The sequence below is a fragment of the Microbacterium sp. genome (assembly GCF_049661145.1).
Lineage (GTDB): Bacteria > Actinomycetota > Actinomycetes > Actinomycetales > Microbacteriaceae > Microbacterium.
The window spans coordinates 1-18,478 of the sequence record NZ_JBASZT010000268.1; the positions used below are offsets into that span (position 1 = coordinate 1).

Genomic DNA, 18,478 nt, shown 5'->3' on the forward strand with positions numbered 1-18,478 from the left:
GCCGCGCTCGCGGTGGCGCTCGTGGCGAGCCTGTTCGTCGGGGCCGCTCCGCTGTCGGTGCCGGAGGTGTGGGCGGTGCTCTCGGGATCGGGCTCGGCACAGGCGAACATCGTGGTGTGGGAGTTGCGCCTGCCGCGCACCGTCGCGGCTGCCGCGATCGGGCTGGCGCTCGCGGTCGCCGGCGCCGTGATGCAGGCGCTGGTGCGTAACCCGCTCGCCGATCCCGGCGTGCTCGGGGTGAACGCGGGTGCCGCGTTCTTCGTCGCGATCGCGATCGCGCTTCTGGGCGTCCGCTCCGTGCTCGCCTACGCCGGGTTCGCCTTCGCCGGAGCGCTCGTCGTGACCGTGCTCGTGTACCTCATCGCCACCTCAGCCACCCGCATGCTGTCGAGCGTGCATCTCATCCTCGGCGGCATCGCCGTGGGTGCGGCCCTGGGCGGTTTCACATCGGCGCTGTCGATCCTCCACCCCGACGCGTTCGACCAGATGCGCTACTGGACCGCGGGATCGCTGCAGAACCGGTCGTGGGACGTCATCGCGCCGCTGCTCCCGTTCATCGGCATCGGACTCGCGCTGGCCCTCCTTGCGGGCCGGGCGTTCAACGCCCTGTCGCTGGGTGAGGATGCCGCGCGAGCGCTCGGGGTGAGAGTGTCGACCACCCGTGCGGTCGGCATCGGGGCGGTCACCCTGCTGGCCGGCAGCGCGACCGCGATCGCCGGGCCGATCGCCTTCGTCGGCTTAATGATGCCCCACGTCGCGCGCCGCATGACAGGCCCCGACCACCGCCGCATCATGGGCTACAGCGCCATCCTCGGCCCGATCCTGCTGCTGCTGGCCGACATCATCGGCCGGGTGGCCGCGCCCGGCGAGCTGCCGGTCGGCATCGTGACCGCTTTCGTCGGCGCGCCGCTGCTCGTGATCATCGCGTGGCGCAGAAGGGCACGCACCCGATGACGGATCCTGCTGTGCTACCGAATCGTGTGCGACCGGACGGCGTCCGGCTGGCCCGCTCGCTGCGACCCGTGCGCGTCGGGTCGTTCTCGCGCATCGTGTCGGTGCGGGCGTTGACCGCGATCGCCGTGGTGCTGCTGGCCACTCTCGCCGTCTTCGTACTCGCGCTCGGTCTCGGCCGCTTCACGGTCGCACCTCTCGGCGTCGTGAACGCGCTGCTCGGCAACGCCGAGGGCATGACCGCGGTGGTGGTCCTGGAGTGGCGTCTCGCGCGCGCCGTGGCCGCCGTCGTGTTTGGTGCGGCCCTGGGCGCGGCCGGAGCGATCTTCCAGTCGCTCACCCGCAACCCGCTCGGCTCCCCCGACGTCATCGGTTTCTCCACCGGTTCGTACACGGGAGCGCTGGTCGCGATCATCTTCCTCGGCGGCGGGTTCGCGCAGACGGCGACCGGCGCGATCGTCGGAGGCATGATCACGGCAACACTCGTCTACCTCGTCGCCCGCGGATCGGGCTCGGGCACGTTCGGGATCATCATCGTCGGCATCGCCCTGACCGCCGTGCTGTCCTCCCTCAACACGTGGATGATGCTCGTCGCCCGCCTCGACGTCGCGCTCAGCGCCGCGTTCTGGGGCATGGGCAGCCTCAACGGCGTGCAGTGGGAAAGGCTGACCCCGGCCGCCCTCGCACTGATCGTGCCGTTCACCGTGACCCTGCTGCTGTGGCGGCGCATGGTGATCCTCGAGATGGGCGACGACATCGCGCGCAGCCTCGGCGTGCGCCCCGAGCGCACCCGCCTGACACTGATCCTCGCCGGGGTCCTGCTCACCGCGATCGTCACCGCCGTCGCCGGACCGATCGCCTTCGTCGCCCTCGCGGCGCCCCAGATCGCGCGCCGACTCACCGGCACCCCCGGCGTCGACCCCGTATCGGCCGCCGTCACCGGAGGGCTGTTGCTCGCATCCGCCGACATCCTCGCCCTGCACGCCTTCGGCGGCGAGCTCATCCTGCCCGTCGGAGTGGTCACCGTCAGCCTCGGCGGCTGCTACCTCGTCTGGCTTCTGGTCCGCGAAGCACGAAAGGGAAGACGCGTATGACCGCCCCGCACACGCACCGCATCGCCGTCGACAGCGTCACGCTCGCCTACGACCGCAACGTCATCGTCGAGAACCTCAGCACACGCATCCCCGACGGCGGATTCACCGCGATCATCGGGCCGAACGGATGCGGCAAATCCACCCTGCTGCGCAGCATCGCCCGCATCCTCGCACCCCAGCAGGGCACGATCGCGCTCGACGGCCGTGACATCGCCCGCCACCGGCCGAAGGAACTCGCCCGCCAGATCGGGCTGCTGCCGCAATCTTCGACGGCGCCGGAAGGAATCACCGTCGCCGGGCTCGTCGAGCGCGGGCGATTCCCACACCAGACCCCGTTCGCGCAGTGGTCGGAGCAGGACGAGCACGCCGTGCTGCAAGCACTGCGCGCCGCGGCGGTCGAAGACCTCAGCGACCAGCACGTGGACATGCTCTCGGGCGGACAGCGACAGCGGGTCTGGATCGCGATGACGCTGGCGCAGCAGACCGGCATCCTGCTGCTGGACGAACCGACCACCTTCCTCGACATCTCTCACCAGATCGAACTGCTCGAACTGTTCGCCGACCTGCACGACCAGGGACGCACGATCGTCGCTGTGCTGCACGACCTCAACCACGCCGCCCGGTATGCCAGCCACCTCATCGTCATGAAGCACGGCCGCATCGTCGACGAAGGCGACCCCCGGCAGATCCTCACCGCCGACCTCGTCGCCGACGTCTTCGGACTGAACTGCGTCGTCGTCGACGACCCCGAGACCGGAACCCCAATGATCGTCCCGCGGGCACGTCCACGGCGTACCTGACGCTCGGGTCATGATGGACCCAGGAGACCGGCCCGCTCTGCGTGAGCTTCGTGATCAATCAGTCGCTGTAGACCGGTCTGGGATCCGGCTCGCTCGGTGCCGGACGGGCTCGGTCACGCGGCGTCGGACGCGTACTCCTCCGCCGCCCCTTTCGCGCCCCCGAGCAGGCGTTCCATGAGGTGCGGGGCGAACGGCTCGGCCAGCTCCAGCACCACGACGGCGCCACTCTCCTGCGACGGGTACCCGAGGAATCGCCCGCGCATGTCGCAGATGGTCTGCCCCCGGCCGGGCCCGTACGTGGCATCCACCGTGACCTGCACGCGCGGCGCGCTCGCCACATCGATGGCCTCGATGGCCAGAGCTGCGGCGATCGGGTCGTGCAAGGCGACGACGGGCTGCCCGAAGATCGGCGCGTACCACCGCACGTAGACATCCAGCATCCCCGCGATCGCGCGATTCGGCGCCCATGACGAGGCCGCCAGGAGGTCTCGATGCTCCATCGTGAGCCGGTGTTCCATCGTCACATCCAGCGGCGCGACGACGACGTTCCACGCCGCCTGGAACACGGCGTCGGCCGCCTCCGGGTCGTGCATGATGTTGGCCTCGGCGACGGGACTCATGTTTCCCGGCGCCATGGCGGCTCCCCCCATCACATAGACACCGTCCACCCGGGCAGCGATCCCGGGATCGATGGCCAGCGCGAGAGCGAGGTTGGTGAACGGACCGATCGCAACCACTCGCAGTCGACCCTCGTACTCGCGCGCGAGGCGCACGAGCATTTCGGCCGCGCTCTCGTCTGCGACCGCTCGTGGCGAAGAGGGGAGGTCGACCTCCCCGATCCCGTTTTCACCGTGGACCATCGGAGCGCCACCGTCGAACGGGCTCGCGAGGGGATCGCGGGCACCGACGGCGACCTCGATGTCGGTGCGCCCGGCAAGACTCAGAAAGTCGAGGACGTTCCTTGCCGCCCGTTCGGCGTCCACGTTGCCGTGCACCGAGCCGATGCCGACGATCTCGGCCTCGGGACTGGTCAGCAGATACGCGAGCGCCATCGCATCATCGATGCCCAGATCGGTGTCGAAGTAGATGGGAATGCTCATGACGATCTCCTTCAGTGCGGAGAGTGGGTGACACCCAGGCCGTTGCACATCGGCAGCATAACGCCGTTGTAGGCGACACCCAGCAGGAAGAGCACCCCGCCGTTGATCGCCGTGAGCAGTGCGAGCAGGAGCCGTACCGCATCAGCGGTCCCGCGCGGCCGCCGAGTCGATGACGGGGAAGTGCTCGAAGTCGATGAGGTCCGACCAGCGAGACATCCAGAGTTCCAGCGCCGCGGCATCCGACGCCCGCATCACCTGGTAACAGGTGCGCAGTTCCGGTTCGTCGACGATCCAGCTGTCGATGAACTCCACTCCGTCGGGCAGCATCCGCCCCCGCGCAGCGAACCGCTCGTAGACGACGCTCGCGCCGTGCGTGTAATGCTCGATCACCATGTAGAGCGCCATAGAAGGGCACGCTACCCCGTCCGCGGCGGGAGGTCCCACTCCTCGTTCGGAGTGAGCAGCACCGTCATTGTCGCAGCCCCATGATCGCCGACCACACGCGATCGACCTCGTCATGCGGCATCTCAGCTCACCGCCGAAGCAGCCGCCGAGACTCGAGAGGCCATCACCTCAATCGAGAGGGCGTCGGCGCCATTGGCAGCTGCATGTCGAGGCAGCATCGCCAGGACAGACTGCAGTCGTTCGAGGAATTCTTGAGCTGCGGTCGGTCGGACGCTGAACAGGCTCAGCGCGTCCTTTCCCATGAAGGAGTCGAGTTCGAGGTCGTGGGCGCCCAGGAGTGCCAGCTGGTGCTGATTTCCGTTGCCGAGGGGTTCCGGGTTGACGTCGAACGAGGGAGCGAGGACCCACGCAGGCCCGCGGCGGAGGAACCCGTGGTTTCGGAGGTGATCGTCGAGATTTCCGACGAGAGCGCCGAACACCGCCCGGCGCCACAGCTCGGTCGTGTCGGCACCGGCCAGCTGCGCGAAGTCGACGACGTCAACCCAGTCCGCGCCGTCCCCGTCGACGGCTTCCAGCGCCGTCATCGCGGAGATGTACGGAATGCGGACAGCCTCCTCAGACCGATCGAAACGCCTCAGGAACAGCACCGTTCGTTCAGCGCCGTCGACGAGCACCCGTTTCGTCATGTGCTGAGGGGTGTCGATTCCCGCCTCTCGCATGGCATCGAGCATCGCCGCCTCCCACGCCATGACGTTCCAGTCGTCGCCGACTGGCTTGGGGAACTTGGCCAGCCACAGTGCGGCGCCGATCCTGACGTTCGCCTTGGGCCGCGCGCCGCCGAGAGACCCGGTCGCGCGGAACAGACGACGCAACGCGACATCGTCGATGTCGGTATCACCCCGCTCGATCTGATCGGCGACACGGATGATGTCCGCAAGCTCCGCTTCGACAGGAACGCCGTCGCCGGCGGTGACAGCGACCCCGTCGACCCAGAAGCGTGTCGCCCCCTGGCGGCCTTCGTCGTTGACGCCGAACATGAGGGTGAGCTCGTCGAGCCGTCGGCCTGCCGCGCGTTTCTGAACCTTCCTGCCCCAGGTATCCGGTGCGGAGTCGCTGAACGGATTCGTGGGCAGCAGCGGCTGGGCGCCAGGGAACAGACCCAAAGCCGGCGCCAGCGCGAACGCCTCGCGCATGCGCAGATAGTCCGCGTCGTACTCGAACGAGCCGGACGCTCGAGTGCGGTAGATCCGGCCGGCGAGCACCTCCCTGCGGCCGACGACTGTCGTCACTCCATAGACGTCAGCCATCGCCTCGCACCCGGACGCGCTCGGGGAGCTTCTCCCCTACCAGCATCCGGCCCCGCTCGGTGCTGAAAGGATCGGTAGCGGCCACGACGGCCTCCATCAATCCCAGGACGCGCAGGACGCGCAGGGTGATCTCGAGGGTCGTGCCTTCGCCGTTCTCGAGCTTGCTGATCGTCGGCGGCGTGGTACCGGCACGCTCGGCGACCATTCGCGCGGTGAGCCCCAGCAGCTTCCGCTGGGTCGCGACGTTCTGCCCGATCGTGCGCATCGAACGCTTGACGGGAACGGGAGTCGATGACATGATTCGAGTTTAGACCAACATAGCTTTATCTACAAGGCTTTAGACTCATCGTTCGTTGATGCAAACACTGCGCGAGATTCTCAGGGTGTCGCTCTATGTTCCGGCGAGCACTCCACGGGGCAAGAGGTGCGCTCGCGGCGCCAGCTCCGCCGCATCGGGCGCGAATACGAGGCGGCGGTTCCGCCGCTGATCGCGGGCGCGCAGGTCGTGCTCGACCCGGAAGTGCTCGCTGCGGCAGACGACGCGAGCGCCGAGCTGGTGCGATTCGATGCCGAGGCTGCCCCGATCGCCGGCGCGTTCGCGGCGATCTTGCTGCGTACCGAGTCGGCGTCGAGTTCGGAGGTGGAGAACCTCACGGCCGGGGCGAAAGCGGTGGCGTTGGCCGAGCTCGGCAAGGGCCGATCGCCGAACGCGAAGCTCGTCGCCGCGAACACCCGTGCGATGCAGGCCGCACTGCGGCTGAGCACGCAGTTGGACGAGTCCGCGGTGATCGCAATGCACGCTGCGCTGCTCGGCGAGTCGGCGCCTGGCATCGTCGGGAGGTGGCGGTCGCAGCAGGTCTGGATCGGCGGAACGAGCCTGTCACCACACGGCGCGGAGTTCGTGCCCCCGCACCATGATCGCGTGCCCCAGCTGATGGGCGACCTGCTCTACTTCGCCGACCGCACCGACGTTCCCGTGCTGGTGCAGGCGGCGATCGCGCACGCGCAGTTCGAGACCATCCATCCTTTCCCCGACGGCAACGGGCGCACCGGCCGGGCACTGCTGCACGCGATGCTCCGGGCCGGCGGCCTCACCCGGCACACGGTCGTGCCCGTCTCGGCCGGGCTGCTGCACAGCCCGCGCGACTACTTCGATGCCCTCACCAGCTATCGCGCGGGGGATGCCGATGCCCTCACCAGCTATCGCGCGGGGGATGCCGATGCCATCGTCCGTGCGATCGCGGACGCCTCATTCGCCGCGATCGGCAACGCGCGCACCCTCATTGGCGCGATCGCCGCAGCCCGCAGCCGGTGGGTGTCGGTGGTGGCGGCACGCTCTGACTCCGCCGTGCACCGGCTGCTCGATCTGCTGCAGACCAGGCCCATGCTGAGTGCAGCGATCATCGCGGACGAGCTGCACGTCAGCGACGTCGCAGCAGGCGCGGCCATCCGCCGCCTCGTCGACGCCGGGGTGCTCACCCAGGCAGCCGGGGGCGAGCGCTACCGCCTCTGGCAGGCGCCCGAGATCCTCGACGCCCTCGACGGCTTCGCCGAACGCGCCCGCCGCGGGCGACACCTCTGACGCGGGCAGCACGTCTAGCGCGACGCGGTGCGTCTGACGCGACGCGGTGCGTGTGCCGCGACGCGGTGACGGTTCATCCGTCCCGTTGTGCTGTCATTCGCGCACGAAGCGACCACTTCAGCCGGATGAGCGGATACCCGCGGGGTTCATCCGACACGTGATGCCGCCATTCCCGCGGTTGCCGACCATTCACGCCGGATGAACGGCGGTATCCCGATAGAGGAGGGGCATCAGGATACTCCGATGACTGGGACAGGCACGTGAACGGCTGGATGAGCGAGCAAGGGGGAATGCACCTCCTCGAGCTACGCGCTGACCAGCTGGGACAGCTCTACGAGCCGGTTCGAGAAGCCCCATTCGTTGTCGTACCAGGCGAAAACCTTGACCTGATCGCCGACCACCTGCGTGAGGGGTGCGTCGAAGATCGCCGAGTGGGGGTTGCCGACGATGTCGGCGGAGACGAGCGGGGCTTCCGAGTAAGCGAGGTACGGCGACAATCCCGGACGGTCGGCCGCGTCGCGGAAGGCCGCGTTGACTTCGTCGACGGTCGCCGGCCGGGTGAGTGTAGCGGTGAGGTCCGTGATCGAGCCAACCGGAACGGGCACTCGTAGCGAGACGGCGGTGAGCCTGCCGTCAAGCTCGGGGACGATCCGCCCAATCGTGCGACCGGCACCGGAGGAGGTCGGGATGGTGGACAGCGCGGCGGCGCGAGCCCGCCGGAGGTCGCCGTGGGGCGCGTCGTGGAGTCGCTGGTCGCTGGTGTAGGCGTGGATCGTGGTCATAAGCCCGGATTCGATGCCGAAAGCCTCGTGCAACACTTTCACCATCGGGGCGAGGCAGTTGGTGGTGCACGAGCCGTTCGAGAACACGTCCCCGGTGAGGTCGACACCCTCGTCGTTGACCCCGAGCACGAGCGCGGGCACGTCGCCATCCGCCGTCGCGGAGATGATGACCTTGCGAGCGCCTGCTGCCAGGTGCTGGCGGGCACTGGCCGCATCGGTGAACCGGCCGGTGGACTCGATCACGACATCCACGCGCTCCTCGTGCCACGGGATGCGGGCCGGTTCACGCTCCGAGGTGACGCGGATGCGCGACCCGTCGACGACGATCACATCGCCATCAAGGTGAACACCGTCGAGGTGTCCGGAGATCGAGTCCCATTCGAGGAGCGCGGTGAGCGTAGCTGCGTCGGTGATGTCGTTGATCGCAACGACCTCGACATCTGCACCGCTGCGCAGGGCTGCGCGCAGGTAGCTGCGACCGATGCGGCCGAAACCGTTGATTCCGATGCGAATGGTCATGGTTGTGTATCGTCCTCGAGGTGGTGAGCGTTCAGCGATCGGCGCCTTGGACGGCAGAGGCGGCATAGGCGGAGGCGGAGGCGGCATCGAGCAGGCTGAGGGCTCCGCGGATCGCCGCATCCATCGGTTCCTGCTCCCCCTTGGCGCGGGCGAGCACGTAGCCGTCCTGAATCACTGCGGCGAGCGTCCGGGCAAGGTCGGCCGGAACGGTGTTCGCGGGCAACTCGCCGGCGGCGATTGCGGCGGCGATCGCCCGCTCCCAGCGGCCGAGCAGCACGTCAAAAGCATCGGCGACGATCGCGATCAGTTCCGCATCCGACACGACCTCGGGGTATTGGGTCATCCTGCCCACCCGGCAGCCTTGAGTGCCCGGACGCGGCATCGATAGGTAGCGCTTCATGCGCTCCAGCGGAGATCCTTCTCCCTCCAGTAGCGAGGTCACGCCGGTGAGGTCGCCGGTGACCGCCGACAACGCCTCGACCGCGAGTTCATGCTTGCCGCTGAAGTGGTGGTACATGCTGCCCTGGCCGACTCCCGTCCGCGCCATGACATCGCGCGGGCTCGTCGCGGCATCGCCACGCTCCCAGAGCAACTCCGCCATCGCGCCCGTCAGCTGATCGCGTGCACCCATGCGAAAACTGTAACAACTAGTATGTACAGCGCACAACTCGCCGCGTGCCGAACACCCAGAAGCAGCACGCGCCGATCACCGCCTCGTCGAAATCGCTCGTGCGCTGCATTTCGTCTCGATCGGCTTCGCGCTCAGCCCTTTCAGTGGCGCTGCCGCGCCTTCGGGCGAGAAAGTCTGGGTCGTGTTGCGAGACTTTCGCTTCAGCTTTTCAGTGGCGCTGCCGCGCCGTGGGGCGAGAAGGTCTGGCTCATGTCGCGAGACTTTCGAGTTAGAGTTCGAGCTCGACCGCGGTTTCGAGTGCCGCCTCGATCGACCGCATCCACGCATCCCTCAGCGCCCGCTTCGTGTCACCGTAGAGCGACGCGCCCTCGACGAGGTTGCTCGAGACGGCGCAGACCATGCCGGCGCGCATGCCGCGCAGCCGCGCGACGACGTACATCGCCGACGCCTCCATCTCGACGTTGAGGATGCCCATGCCCGACACCGTCGCGATCCACTCCGGCGTCTCGGCGTAGAACGCATCGTCACTCGCGCTGATGCCGAAGTGCGCCGACGTGCCCGATGCGGCCGCGAGACGCTCGGCGTGCTTCTTGAGCGCGAGGGTGAGTTCCAGGTCGGGCACCGCGGGATAGCCCTTCGGGACGTACGCCTCGGTCGTGCCGTCGTTGCGGAAGCTGCCCTCGCTCACGAGCAGGTCGCCGGGCGTGACGCCCGGCTGCAGGCCCGCCGAGCTGCCGACGCGGATCACGCTCTTCACGCCGACACGGTGCAACTCCTCGACGGCGATCGCCGTGGACGGGCATCCCATGCCGGTGGAGGTCGCGGTAATGTGCCGCCCCTTGTACCAGCCGGTCATCGTGCGATGCTCACGATTGTGGGCGACCTCGCGCACGTCGGTGAGAGACTCCGCGACGAACGGCACGCGGAACGGATCGCCCGGCAGCAGCGCCACCGTCGACACCTCTCCCGGCGCGACGGCGATGTGATACTGACGCTCAGTCAGCCCGACCTGTGACTTGTCGACAGTGCTCATGTCGTTCTCCCGGATGCGATGTCGGTGCGGCGACCGTGCGGCGAGGATGCGGTGGCGGCAAATGTGGCGGAGAATGCCGCCGGTCCCCGCCCTAGGCATGCCGGGTTGATAGGACGCGACTCACGCTAGTCGCCGCGCGTTTCGGGCGTGTGACCGGTGGCTTCTCGGCGTGGCAGCGTGGCGGCCCGTCACGGACACAGGAAATCTCACCAGAACAGGACATGTCACCGTTCACACGTCCTGTGTCGGTGACTTTTCCCGTGTCGGTGATGTCGCACGCTCCCTCCCCAATGGCACGACGTGCGGCGTTCCCGCCACGGGATCCGGCACGACCAGGCACCGCAATCCGAACACGTCCTCCACGAGCTCGGCGGTGACGATCTCTGCCGGCGGGCCCTCGGCGACGATGGCGCCGTCCCTCATGGCGATGAGGTGCGTGCCGAATCTGGCGGCCTGATTGAGGTCGTGCAGCACGGTGACCAGAGTGCGCCCGGCTCGGTTGAGGTCCGAGAACAGCTCCAGCAGGTCGAGCTGATGGGCGATGTCGAGAAACGTGGTGGGCTCGTCCAGCAGCAGGATGCCGGTGTGCTGCGCGAGCACCATCGCCACCCACACGCGTTGCCGCTGCCCGCCGGAGAGCTCGTCGACGGCGCGACCCGCGAGCTCGGTCACACCAGCTTGATCCATCGCCAGAAGCACAGCGCGCTCGTCCTCCGGAGTCCACTGCCGCACGAGTCCCTGGTACGGGTACCTGCCGCGCGCGACGAGGTCGGCGGCGGATCCCGTCGGGAGCCAACGAGGTCTGCGGCAAGAGGCCGATGCGTCTGGCCACCTCTTTCGTCTTGTGCGACTGGATGTCGGCACCGTCGAGAATCACCCGGCCTTCGGAAGGTGCGAGCAGTCGCGAGAGCGCCCGCAGCAGCGTCGACTTGCCGCACGCGTTCGGACCCACGATCACCGTGAATGAACGATCGGGGATCGTCACCGACAGCGACTCCGAGATGATCCTTCTGTCGTACCCGATCGTCGCCGACTCCACCCGGAGTCGGTCGTCATCGCGAGGGTCAACGTTCATAGGCGTCTCCGTGCTTCGATGAACAACAGCCAGCCCAGATATCCGCCGCCGATCATGACGGTGATCACCCCGACGGGCAGTGGTGTGGGGGCGATGCGCTGCGCGATGAGGTCCGCCACCCCCAACAGCAGTGCGCCGGCGAACGCGGCGGGTGCGAGGGTGATCCCGGCGGTGCGGGCAAGTCGGCGGGCGATCTGCGGCGCTGACAGCGCGATGAAGACGATGGGTCCGGATGCCGCGGTCACCGTCGCCGTCAATGCCACACCGACGACGATCAGTCCCAGTCGCGTGATGGCCACCGACACCCCCTGTGCCGCTGCAGTGTCGTCCCCGAGCTCCAGCTGGCGCATCGGCCGGCTGAGCAGCCCGGCACCCACCAGCAGCACGGCGATGAATGCGCTGCCGATCGCGACCTGGTCCCACGACACCCCGTTCAGCGACCCCGCACCCCACGCCGCAGCGGCCATCGCCACTTCGAGCTTCGCCTTGAGCAGCATCCACGTGTTCAGCGATGCCAGCATCGCCGACACGCCAATGCCGACCACGACGAGCCGGAACCCCTGGACACCCCGCCGCCAGGCGAGGACGTACACGAGCACAGCGGTCGCGACGCCGCCCAGCAGCGCACCGGCTGCGACCTGAATGTAGCTGCCGCCGACGAGGATGATCACGATCAGTGCGCCGGTGTACGACCCGGACGAGAACCCGATCACGTCGGGCGAGGCCAGCGCGTTGCGGGTCAATGATTGGAACATGGCGCCACTCACGCCGAGCGCCGCACCGAAGACCACCGTCGCAACGACCCGGGGAAGCCGCCACTCGACGACGATCTCGTGCACGATCCCGCTCTCTCGCCCCGCGAGCGCGGAGATCACCTGCAGGATGCCGAGTTGATAGGACCCTGACGTCAGCGCCACCACGGCGACCGCCATTACGGCCACCGCCAGCGACACGCATACGATCAGGGTGCGCAGGTCGATGCGCACGCCGAACCGCGCGCGCCGCACGACAATCGTCGGTCGCCCGAAGTCCACCGCGCGCTCGGCCCGATCGATGGAAGCACGAGTCATAGCGCGCTCGCCTTTTGGCGACGCACGAGCGCGATCAGCACCGGCGCACCCACGAATGCCGTCACGATTCCCACGGGAAGCTCACCGGGCGAGATCACAAACCGACCGAGAATGTCCGAGGCCAGCAGCAGGCTCGGCGCAATCAGGACACTGTAGACGAAGATCCATCGCTGATGCGGCCCGACGATCCAGCGGGCGACGTGCGGGACCATGAGGCCGACGAATCCGATCGGACCGACGATCGCCGTCGCTCCCCCGGCGAGCAGCGTGACCGCAAGAATCGCAAGCAGACGGGTGCGCACCAACCTCACACCCTGGGCGACCGCGAGCTCGTCACCCAACGCCATCGCGTTGAGCGATGCCGACGCGATGAAGGCCAGGACGAGCGCGATGACGAAGAACGGCAGGATCGGCCAGACCAGATCGAGCGCCCGGCCCGCGATCGACCCGGCGTTCCAGGACCGCATCGCGTCGAAGGCATCCGGGTCGCTCAGCTGGAGCGCCTCCCGGGCGCCGCCGAGCACCGCCCCGATGCTGATTCCGGCGAGGACCATCACCACCGGCGCCTGGCCGCGCCTGGTCGAGCCCAGCGCGAGCACCATGAGCGTCACGATCAGCGCACCGACGAAGGCGAACCACATGAAGCCGCGAATGTCGCGGATGCCGAGCACACCCACCGCGACCGTCACGGCGAACGACGCACCGGCGTGGACGCCGAGGATCCCGGGATCGGCGAGCGGATTGCGGGTGAGAGCTTGGATGAGCGCACCCGACATCCCGAGCGCGATTCCGACGACCAGACCGATCATCGTACGCGGCAGCCGGTAGTCGCGGATCGCGAACTGATCGATGTCGACAGACGGGTGGAACAGCGCGTCCCACACGGTCGACGGAGAAATCGTCGTCGAGCCGATCATCACGCTCAGCACCAGCAACGCCAGAAGCACCCCGACAGCGACGATCAGGCCGACCGCACGCCGACGCGGCCCGGCCACCGTTGCGGTGACCGGGCCGGTCGAGCGCGGGACGAGCGCCGTCACTCGGTGGCGGGCAGGGTCGCCAGGGCGGCGTCGAGCGAGTCCAAGTACTGCAGGACGGGGCCGTAGGAGTTGTTGCCCGGGCAGAAGAGCCCGAGCGCGCGGCCGGAGTTCACGGCCGGAAGCGCCTGCCAGGTGTTGGTCTCGACGACCGGCGCAAAGGGCTCCGTCGGGTTGCCCTCGGCATCCACGGGGTAAGTGATCACGTCGTACTGAGAAAGCTCGGCCAGCTGCTCGAACGGCAGGGAAGTCCAACCGAGCGGGTCTTCGCCTTCGGCAGCCTGGGGGAAGTCCATCCCCAGGTCGCCCTGGGCGATCTCGACACAGCCGAAGTCCGCGACCGAGAAGGTCCCCGGGTCAGAGCTCGCCCAGCGATCCACGTTGACGAACTTCGTGTTGGCGATGATGTCGGCATACGTCTGCTTCATCGTCGCGATCTTGTCCTCGAACGCCGTCTTCTGCTCGGTGAGCCCGTCCGTCACGTTTCCAGCCTCGGCGACACCGTCGGCGAGTTCCTTCCACTCGACGTCGAGCCCCCAGAAGACCGTCGGCGCGATCGCTTCGAGTTCCTTTTCGAGCGGCTCGAACTCGCTGGCCGGGAACTGGGCGAGGATGAGGTCGGGCTTCAGGCTCGCGAGCTTCTCCATGTCGACCTGATCGGCACTGGTACCGAGGTTGGTGGCCGCCTCGAACGTCGCCTTCTGCTCCGCCGGGATAAGGCTGAGCTCGGAGTCGCTCACGTCGGTGACGCCGACGGGCTCGCCGCCCATGTCGATGAACGGTAGCGTCGTGTTGCCGATCGTCACGACGCGTGTGGGTGCGACCGGAACCTCGACGCTGCCGTTGTCGGCGGTGATCGTGTGCAGCTGACCGCCCGAAGCGGCGGGCTCTTCGCCGTTGCTGCTGCAACCGGACAGGACGAGTGCCGCACTCAGCACGGCAGCGGCGAGCGCCGCGCCCCGTCGTCCCAAGGATGTCGTGCTCATTGCTGTGTTCCTCTCTCTCTTCTTGTTCTCTTCGTGAGCGGGTGCGGAGTGTCAGTGGATGCCGGCGCGAGAGAGCTCGTGGACGGTCGTCCCCCAGCCGACCGTGTGCTGCCCGACCTGGATGAGGCCGGCCCGCGCGACGACGGCCTCGAGCTCGCCAGCCGTGCGCAGCCCGGAGCCGTGGACAGCGAGGGCGAGCAGGTCTGCTTCGCCGTCGTGCTCGTCGAGTTCGTCGGTGTCGAAAACCTCCTCGACCAGCAGCACCCGGCCGGCGGAAGGGAGATTCTCGGCCGCTCGGCGCAGGGCGTGGGCGGCGTCGGAATCGGGCAGGTTCTTGAACGCGCGGATGACGAGAACGGCATCGGCGGGCGGACTGGGCTCGAAGACCGACTGCTCCACGACGCTGACCCGGGCACGCTGGTCCTCGTCGGGAATCGTGTCGGGGAGGTCACGGCGCAACCAGTCCGCCTGTGCCGTGAGCGCGCAGATCGTGACGCGCAGGTCGGGATGGACGGCCACGAACTCACGCGCCTGGGCACCCGCGCCACCGGAGTGGAGGACCAGATGATGGATGCCGGTGAGCAGCTCCGATCTGGCGATCGGCTCAGCCAGGGTCGCCTGAAACTTCGCCAGGCGCTCCAGGTAGCGGTCCTCGTAGGCCTGCTCCGACCGGACCTCGGTGAACGTCTGCCCGGTGACCGAGGCATAGGACGAGCGGCCGGTGCGAACGGACTCGGTCAGGCCGTAAATGCCGCGCACCTCTCGCCCCACGACTCCGGCGGGGTGCAGCGCCTCGATCATGAACTCGAGAGTCAGCACCTCGCCTACCGGCGTGAGCGCGTAATGACCGGGCGCCGTCTCGGACACGAGGTTCAGCGCGTGCAGATAGCGCAGCAGCTTGCCGAGCGCGCGCTCGTCGGCATCCACCCGGGTCGACAGCTCCCGCACGCCCGTCACACCGCGCGAGATCAGCTCGGGCACACCGAGCTCGACCGCGGTGCGAATCGCGATCGGCGGGATCAGTTCGGCGAGATCGTGGAGCGTCTCGAACGGGGTCTTCGTCTTCTCGGGGTCGGGCACCGCGGCATCCTGTTCCAGCGCGACGACATCACCGCGCCGCCAGTACCCGATGAACTCGATGTCCGCCTTGGGCACGGCCCGCTCCTCGACCAGATGACGTCGGATATCGCGCACGGCCTTGTGCTCGCCGGCGACCCACGCGAACGCCTTCCCCTCCCACCAGACGCTGCTTCTGACGGCGTCCAACAGCTGCGTGGTCGTGCCGGCCTCGACCCCGTCGCGCACCAGCCACGTCACCTCGACGCCGGAAAGCTCCCGCAGCTGCTGGCGATGTTCCTCATCGGCGATCTCGATGAACACCTGCGCCCTGGCACTGGTCGGCAACTCGTCGAGCAGGCGCGCGATCGCCGGCAGGGCGGTGTCGTCACCGGCGACCAAGAGCCAGTCCGCATCCTCCGGCAACCCGCGAGACGATGCCGGCCCGAAGAAGTGGATGCGGTCGCCGGGGCGAGCCCGATATGCCCAGGTCGTGCCGACTCCAATGCCGTGCTTGACGAAATCGACGTCCAGCTCACCGGTCTCGGCATCCCAGCGCCTGACGGTGTAGATCCTCGCCAGCGGCCGAGGATCGCGCGGAACGTCCAGGCCCTTCTCCTTCTGCACCGGCAACACCGGGCGGTCGTGCCCTGGGTAGCTGAAGACCAGTCGAATGTCGTCGTCGAAGCCTGCCGAGTCGAATGCCGGTTGAGCACCGCCACCGACGGCGACGAACTCGCCGAGCTGTTCCCCCGCGAGCGTGATCCGCCGCATTCCGGATGTCACATCGTGCACCCGGACGACCTCGACCTCACGCAGAGTCAGGGGACGCACCGTGAGTCGGCGTGAAGTCTTCGGCATGCGAGGCGGGGCACCTTCGGGCGGGGGCAACGGAAACAGGGCACGCCGGACCAATGTCGGCACGTCTTCGATAAGATTAGGCAACCCTTACCGGATGTGCTGTGCGCAGACTGCCATATAGTGAGGAGATGCCAGGTTCTGGGTTCTCCCCGGCGAGCACCCATCGCCCACCGCCGATCCCTCCGATTCGATCGGGCGGAGTCTGGGACCAGACCGACCACCTCCTGCTCTGGGTCCGCTCCGGCTCGGCATCCGTACGCGTGGGCGACCATCCCGAGATCCTGCTCGGCGCGGGCGAGTGCGCCTGGATGCCGACGAAGCGCGGCGCATCCTGGACGATCGCCACCGAGCCCGGCACGATCGCGTTTCCGTTGCTGACGCATCCGCGGGTCGCGGCCGGCGCCCTCGCTGTGCCGAGACGATTCGCGGTTCCCGACGGCACGAAAGACTGGCTGATCCAGTACTTCAATCTGCAGGTCACCCCGCTCAGCGGGCGAGGCTACTCGCACGATGCGCTCGCTGAACTGCTCCACCACTCCGGCAGCCCGCTCACCCCACCCGTGCCGGACGGAGTCGCGGCGCTTGCCAGCCCGCAAGACCCGCTCGTGATGCCGAAGACGGCGACCGCCCGGACCGTGGCACACGGTCTGCTGCGTGACCCCGCCATCGAGCTCACGGTCGAGGAGTGGGCGAGTCAGGTGCGCTCCAGCGCGCGAACCCTGCGGCGCGACTTTCTCGCCACCGGGGTCACGTTCGAGAAGTGGCGGCTGCGATGCAGGATGAGCGCAGCCGTTGAGTTCCTGACGGCGGGATACGAGATCGACGAGGTCGCAGCGCGGGTCGGTTTCGCGAGTCGCAACGGCTTCACACGTGCCTTCGTCCACCATTACGGATCCACGCCGTTCGAGATCCGGACGCACCTCGCCACCGTCCACCTGGGCGGCGACGTTTCCGCGCGGATCACGGCGGCGCGTCTGGCCGACGATCTCGGCGGCATAGCGCGCGGTGATCTCTCCCTCAACTCCACCGAACTGCTGCCCGCGGCGCACACGCCGTCGCATACCAACGAGACGCACGTGCTCAGCTGGATGTACCGCGGCAGCGGTTACGTGGACATCGCCGGGCGCCGGCACGAACGGCACCGCGGCGCCGCCACCTGGATTCCTGCCCAGGTGGAGCACACCACCGGCATCCGTGAGAACTCCATCTCACTGCCGATCGGAACGGCGAGCACCGCCGAGCTCTCGCTTACCGAGCCGCTACAGGCGCAGTTCGCGCCGATATGGGACGACTACCTGATGTTCTGTGCGATCAGCTCCCGCACCCCGCTGAGACCGGATGGCTATGACCGTGGTCACATTCTCGGGCTGTTCGCCGAGCAGCTCGCCGAGCAGCGCGCGCTCACGGTGCCGATGCCAACGCATCCCCGCGCTCGGGAGGCCGCCATGCATTACCTACGACATGTCGGCGCGTCCCGCGATACGGCCATCGTCGACCTGCCCGAGGGCGTCCGTCAGGCCTTCCTCGCGGAGACCGGCATGAGCTTCGCCCGCTGGCGTTACGCCGCCCGCATGCGGATCGCTCGCGACCTTCTGGCCGGGGGCGCCAAGCCGAGCGTCGTCGCCCGCCGCACCGGCTACGCCCATCTGCCGACGTTCAGCGCCGCATTCACGCGATTCCACGGGATGTCGCCGCGCGACTACCGGGAACAGGCAGCGGCCTAGCTACTCTCCGGTGCGCCGCGCCCCCGGCATCCGCTCGACGGGCGTCGCGAGCGGTCGTGACCGCGTTCATCGCCGCGACTCCAGGCCGAGAGCGATGAGCGCGCCGGCCGCCACGGCGAGCACGATGCCGGATGCCGCGGCGATCACGGCCCCGGCCGGCACGCCCTCGACGAAGAACGCCGGCAGTCCCGTCAACGCCGACGCCAACCGCAGCCCCGCAGCCGTCCACGCCGCCCAGCGGCTGCCGCGCCACGCCAGCGCCACGAGCACGAGGGTCGCCGCCCCGAGCACGACCATCACGACCGCGACGACCGTCGGAAACAGGTCCCCGCCGCCGAACTGAACGATGGCGGCGCCGATGTCGAGCACGGCGAGGATGCCGGCGAGGATCAGCCCCGAGCGAAGCAGCCCCCTGCGGGTGCGACGAGCAGACACCGAGTGGATGGTCATGATGCTCCCTTCTGC

16 protein-coding genes and 2 pseudogenes are annotated in these 18,478 nt (G+C 68.3%); 5 read left to right on the forward strand and 13 right to left on the reverse strand.

Annotated elements, in window-relative coordinates:
• The 3 genes from WBP48_RS11380 to WBP48_RS11390 form a co-directional block, all read left to right on the forward strand.
• The coding region (locus WBP48_RS11380; RefSeq protein ID WP_424440492.1) for a FecCD family ABC transporter permease at positions 1-954 on the forward strand (954 nt) is incomplete at its 5' end.
• Positions 951-2,045 (forward strand): FecCD family ABC transporter permease, encoded by a 1,095-nt coding sequence (locus WBP48_RS11385; protein ID WP_424440494.1) that lies wholly within the window; start codon positions 951-953, stop codon positions 2,043-2,045. The genes WBP48_RS11380 and WBP48_RS11385, both read left to right, overlap by 4 nt.
• Positions 2,042-2,845 (forward strand): ABC transporter ATP-binding protein, encoded by an 804-nt coding sequence (locus tag WBP48_RS11390; protein WP_424440496.1) that lies wholly within the window; start codon positions 2,042-2,044, stop codon positions 2,843-2,845. Before WBP48_RS11385 ends, WBP48_RS11390 begins: the two co-directional genes overlap by 4 nt.
• 113 nt (positions 2,846-2,958) lie before the next feature.
• Here WBP48_RS11390 and WBP48_RS11395 read toward each other — a convergent pair whose 3' ends face one another.
• From WBP48_RS11395 to WBP48_RS11410, 4 genes are all read right to left on the reverse strand, one after another.
• Positions 2,959-3,945, reverse strand: coding sequence for a nucleoside hydrolase (locus WBP48_RS11395; protein ID WP_424440498.1), 987 nt, complete (start codon positions 3,943-3,945; stop codon positions 2,959-2,961).
• A gap of 141 nt (positions 3,946-4,086) precedes the next feature.
• Positions 4,087-4,338 (reverse strand): DUF3303 domain-containing protein, encoded by a 252-nt coding sequence (locus WBP48_RS11400; RefSeq protein ID WP_424440500.1) that lies wholly within the window; start codon positions 4,336-4,338, stop codon positions 4,087-4,089.
• 134 nt (positions 4,339-4,472) lie between these two features.
• On the reverse strand, positions 4,473-5,639 hold the full coding sequence (locus WBP48_RS11405; protein ID WP_424440502.1) for a type II toxin-antitoxin system HipA family toxin: 1,167 nt from the start codon (positions 5,637-5,639) through the stop codon (positions 4,473-4,475).
• A 10-nt stretch (positions 5,640-5,649) separates the two neighbouring features.
• Complete coding sequence (locus WBP48_RS11410) at positions 5,650-5,955, reverse strand: helix-turn-helix domain-containing protein (RefSeq protein WP_424440504.1); 306 nt, start codon at positions 5,953-5,955, stop codon at positions 5,650-5,652.
• Between the two features lie 126 nt (positions 5,956-6,081).
• Here WBP48_RS11410 and WBP48_RS11415 point away from each other — a divergent pair, with 126 nt between their 5' ends.
• A complete protein-coding gene (locus WBP48_RS11415) occupies positions 6,082-7,239 on the forward strand; it encodes a Fic family protein (protein WP_424440506.1) in 1,158 nt (385 codons plus the stop codon).
• A gap of 305 nt (positions 7,240-7,544) precedes the next feature.
• On the opposite strand, the gene gap is transcribed toward WBP48_RS11415, so the two are convergent.
• The 8 genes and pseudogenes from gap to WBP48_RS11455 form a co-directional block, all read right to left on the reverse strand.
• Positions 7,545-8,540, reverse strand: a complete 996-nt coding sequence (gene gap, locus WBP48_RS11420) for a type I glyceraldehyde-3-phosphate dehydrogenase (protein WP_424440508.1) — start codon at positions 8,538-8,540, stop codon at positions 7,545-7,547.
• Between the two features lie 31 nt (positions 8,541-8,571).
• Entirely contained in the window at positions 8,572-9,171 is a 600-nt protein-coding gene (locus tag WBP48_RS11425) for a TetR/AcrR family transcriptional regulator (RefSeq protein WP_424440510.1), read from the reverse strand.
• 268 nt (positions 9,172-9,439) lie between these two features.
• Positions 9,440-10,204, reverse strand: a complete 765-nt coding sequence (locus WBP48_RS11430) for a nucleoside phosphorylase (RefSeq protein ID WP_424440512.1) — start codon at positions 10,202-10,204, stop codon at positions 9,440-9,442.
• A gap of 231 nt (positions 10,205-10,435) precedes the next feature.
• Positions 10,436-11,279 (reverse strand): annotated as a pseudogene (locus WBP48_RS11435) (ATP-binding cassette domain-containing protein).
• Positions 11,276-12,349 carry a FecCD family ABC transporter permease gene (locus tag WBP48_RS11440; protein WP_424440514.1) on the reverse strand — a complete coding sequence of 358 codons (1,074 nt, stop codon included), beginning with the start codon at positions 12,347-12,349 and terminating at the stop codon, positions 11,276-11,278. The pseudogene WBP48_RS11435 and the gene WBP48_RS11440 overlap by 4 nt, the downstream one beginning before the upstream one ends.
• Positions 12,346-13,389: a FecCD family ABC transporter permease gene (locus WBP48_RS11445; protein WP_424440516.1), complete on the reverse strand. Its 1,044-nt coding sequence runs from the start codon at positions 13,387-13,389 to the stop codon at positions 12,346-12,348. The genes WBP48_RS11440 and WBP48_RS11445 overlap by 4 nt, the downstream gene beginning before the upstream one ends.
• The gene (locus WBP48_RS11450; RefSeq protein ID WP_424440518.1) at positions 13,386-14,372 is read right to left on the reverse strand and encodes an ABC transporter substrate-binding protein; all 987 of its coding nucleotides are present in this window, start codon (positions 14,370-14,372) and stop codon (positions 13,386-13,388) included. The genes WBP48_RS11445 and WBP48_RS11450 overlap by 4 nt, the downstream gene beginning before the upstream one ends.
• A gap of 51 nt (positions 14,373-14,423) precedes the next feature.
• Positions 14,424-16,289, reverse strand: coding sequence for an SIP domain-containing protein (locus WBP48_RS11455; protein ID WP_424440520.1), 1,866 nt, complete (start codon positions 16,287-16,289; stop codon positions 14,424-14,426).
• 128 nt (positions 16,290-16,417) lie between these two features.
• On the opposite strand from WBP48_RS11455, the gene WBP48_RS11460 reads away from it, so the two are divergent.
• Positions 16,418-18,013 carry a helix-turn-helix domain-containing protein gene (locus WBP48_RS11460; RefSeq protein WP_424440522.1) on the forward strand — a complete coding sequence of 532 codons (1,596 nt, stop codon included), beginning with the start codon at positions 16,418-16,420 and terminating at the stop codon, positions 18,011-18,013.
• A 66-nt stretch (positions 18,014-18,079) separates the two neighbouring features.
• On the opposite strand, the pseudogene WBP48_RS11465 reads toward WBP48_RS11460, so the two are convergent.
• Positions 18,080-18,478, reverse strand: a pseudogene (locus tag WBP48_RS11465) (hypothetical protein); the annotation flags it as partial.

Bases quoted from the DNA above. Each gene is read 5' to 3' on its own strand.
- WBP48_RS11385 (WP_424440494.1), top strand. From the start codon at position 951: ATGACGGATCCTGCTGTGCTACCGAATCGTGTGCGACCGGACGGCGTC.
- WBP48_RS11390 (WP_424440496.1), top strand. From the start codon at position 2,042: ATGACCGCCCCGCACACGCACCGCATCGCCGTCGACAGCGTCACGCTC.
- WBP48_RS11395 (WP_424440498.1), bottom strand. From the start codon at position 3,945: ATGAGCATTCCCATCTACTTCGACACCGATCTGGGCATCGATGATGCG.
- WBP48_RS11400 (WP_424440500.1), bottom strand. From the start codon at position 4,338: ATGGTGATCGAGCATTACACGCACGGCGCGAGCGTCGTCTACGAGCGG.
- WBP48_RS11410 (WP_424440504.1), bottom strand. From the start codon at position 5,955: ATGTCATCGACTCCCGTTCCCGTCAAGCGTTCGATGCGCACGATCGGG.
- gap (WP_424440508.1), bottom strand. From the start codon at position 8,540: ATGACCATTCGCATCGGAATCAACGGTTTCGGCCGCATCGGTCGCAGC.
- WBP48_RS11425 (WP_424440510.1), bottom strand. From the start codon at position 9,171: ATGGGTGCACGCGATCAGCTGACGGGCGCGATGGCGGAGTTGCTCTGG.
- WBP48_RS11430 (WP_424440512.1), bottom strand. From the start codon at position 10,204: ATGAGCACTGTCGACAAGTCACAGGTCGGGCTGACTGAGCGTCAGTAT.
- WBP48_RS11440 (WP_424440514.1), bottom strand. From the start codon at position 12,349: ATGACTCGTGCTTCCATCGATCGGGCCGAGCGCGCGGTGGACTTCGGG.
- WBP48_RS11450 (WP_424440518.1), bottom strand. From the start codon at position 14,372: ATGAGCACGACATCCTTGGGACGACGGGGCGCGGCGCTCGCCGCTGCC.
- WBP48_RS11455 (WP_424440520.1), bottom strand. From the start codon at position 16,289: ATGCCGAAGACTTCACGCCGACTCACGGTGCGTCCCCTGACTCTGCGT.
- WBP48_RS11460 (WP_424440522.1), top strand. From the start codon at position 16,418: ATGCCAGGTTCTGGGTTCTCCCCGGCGAGCACCCATCGCCCACCGCCG.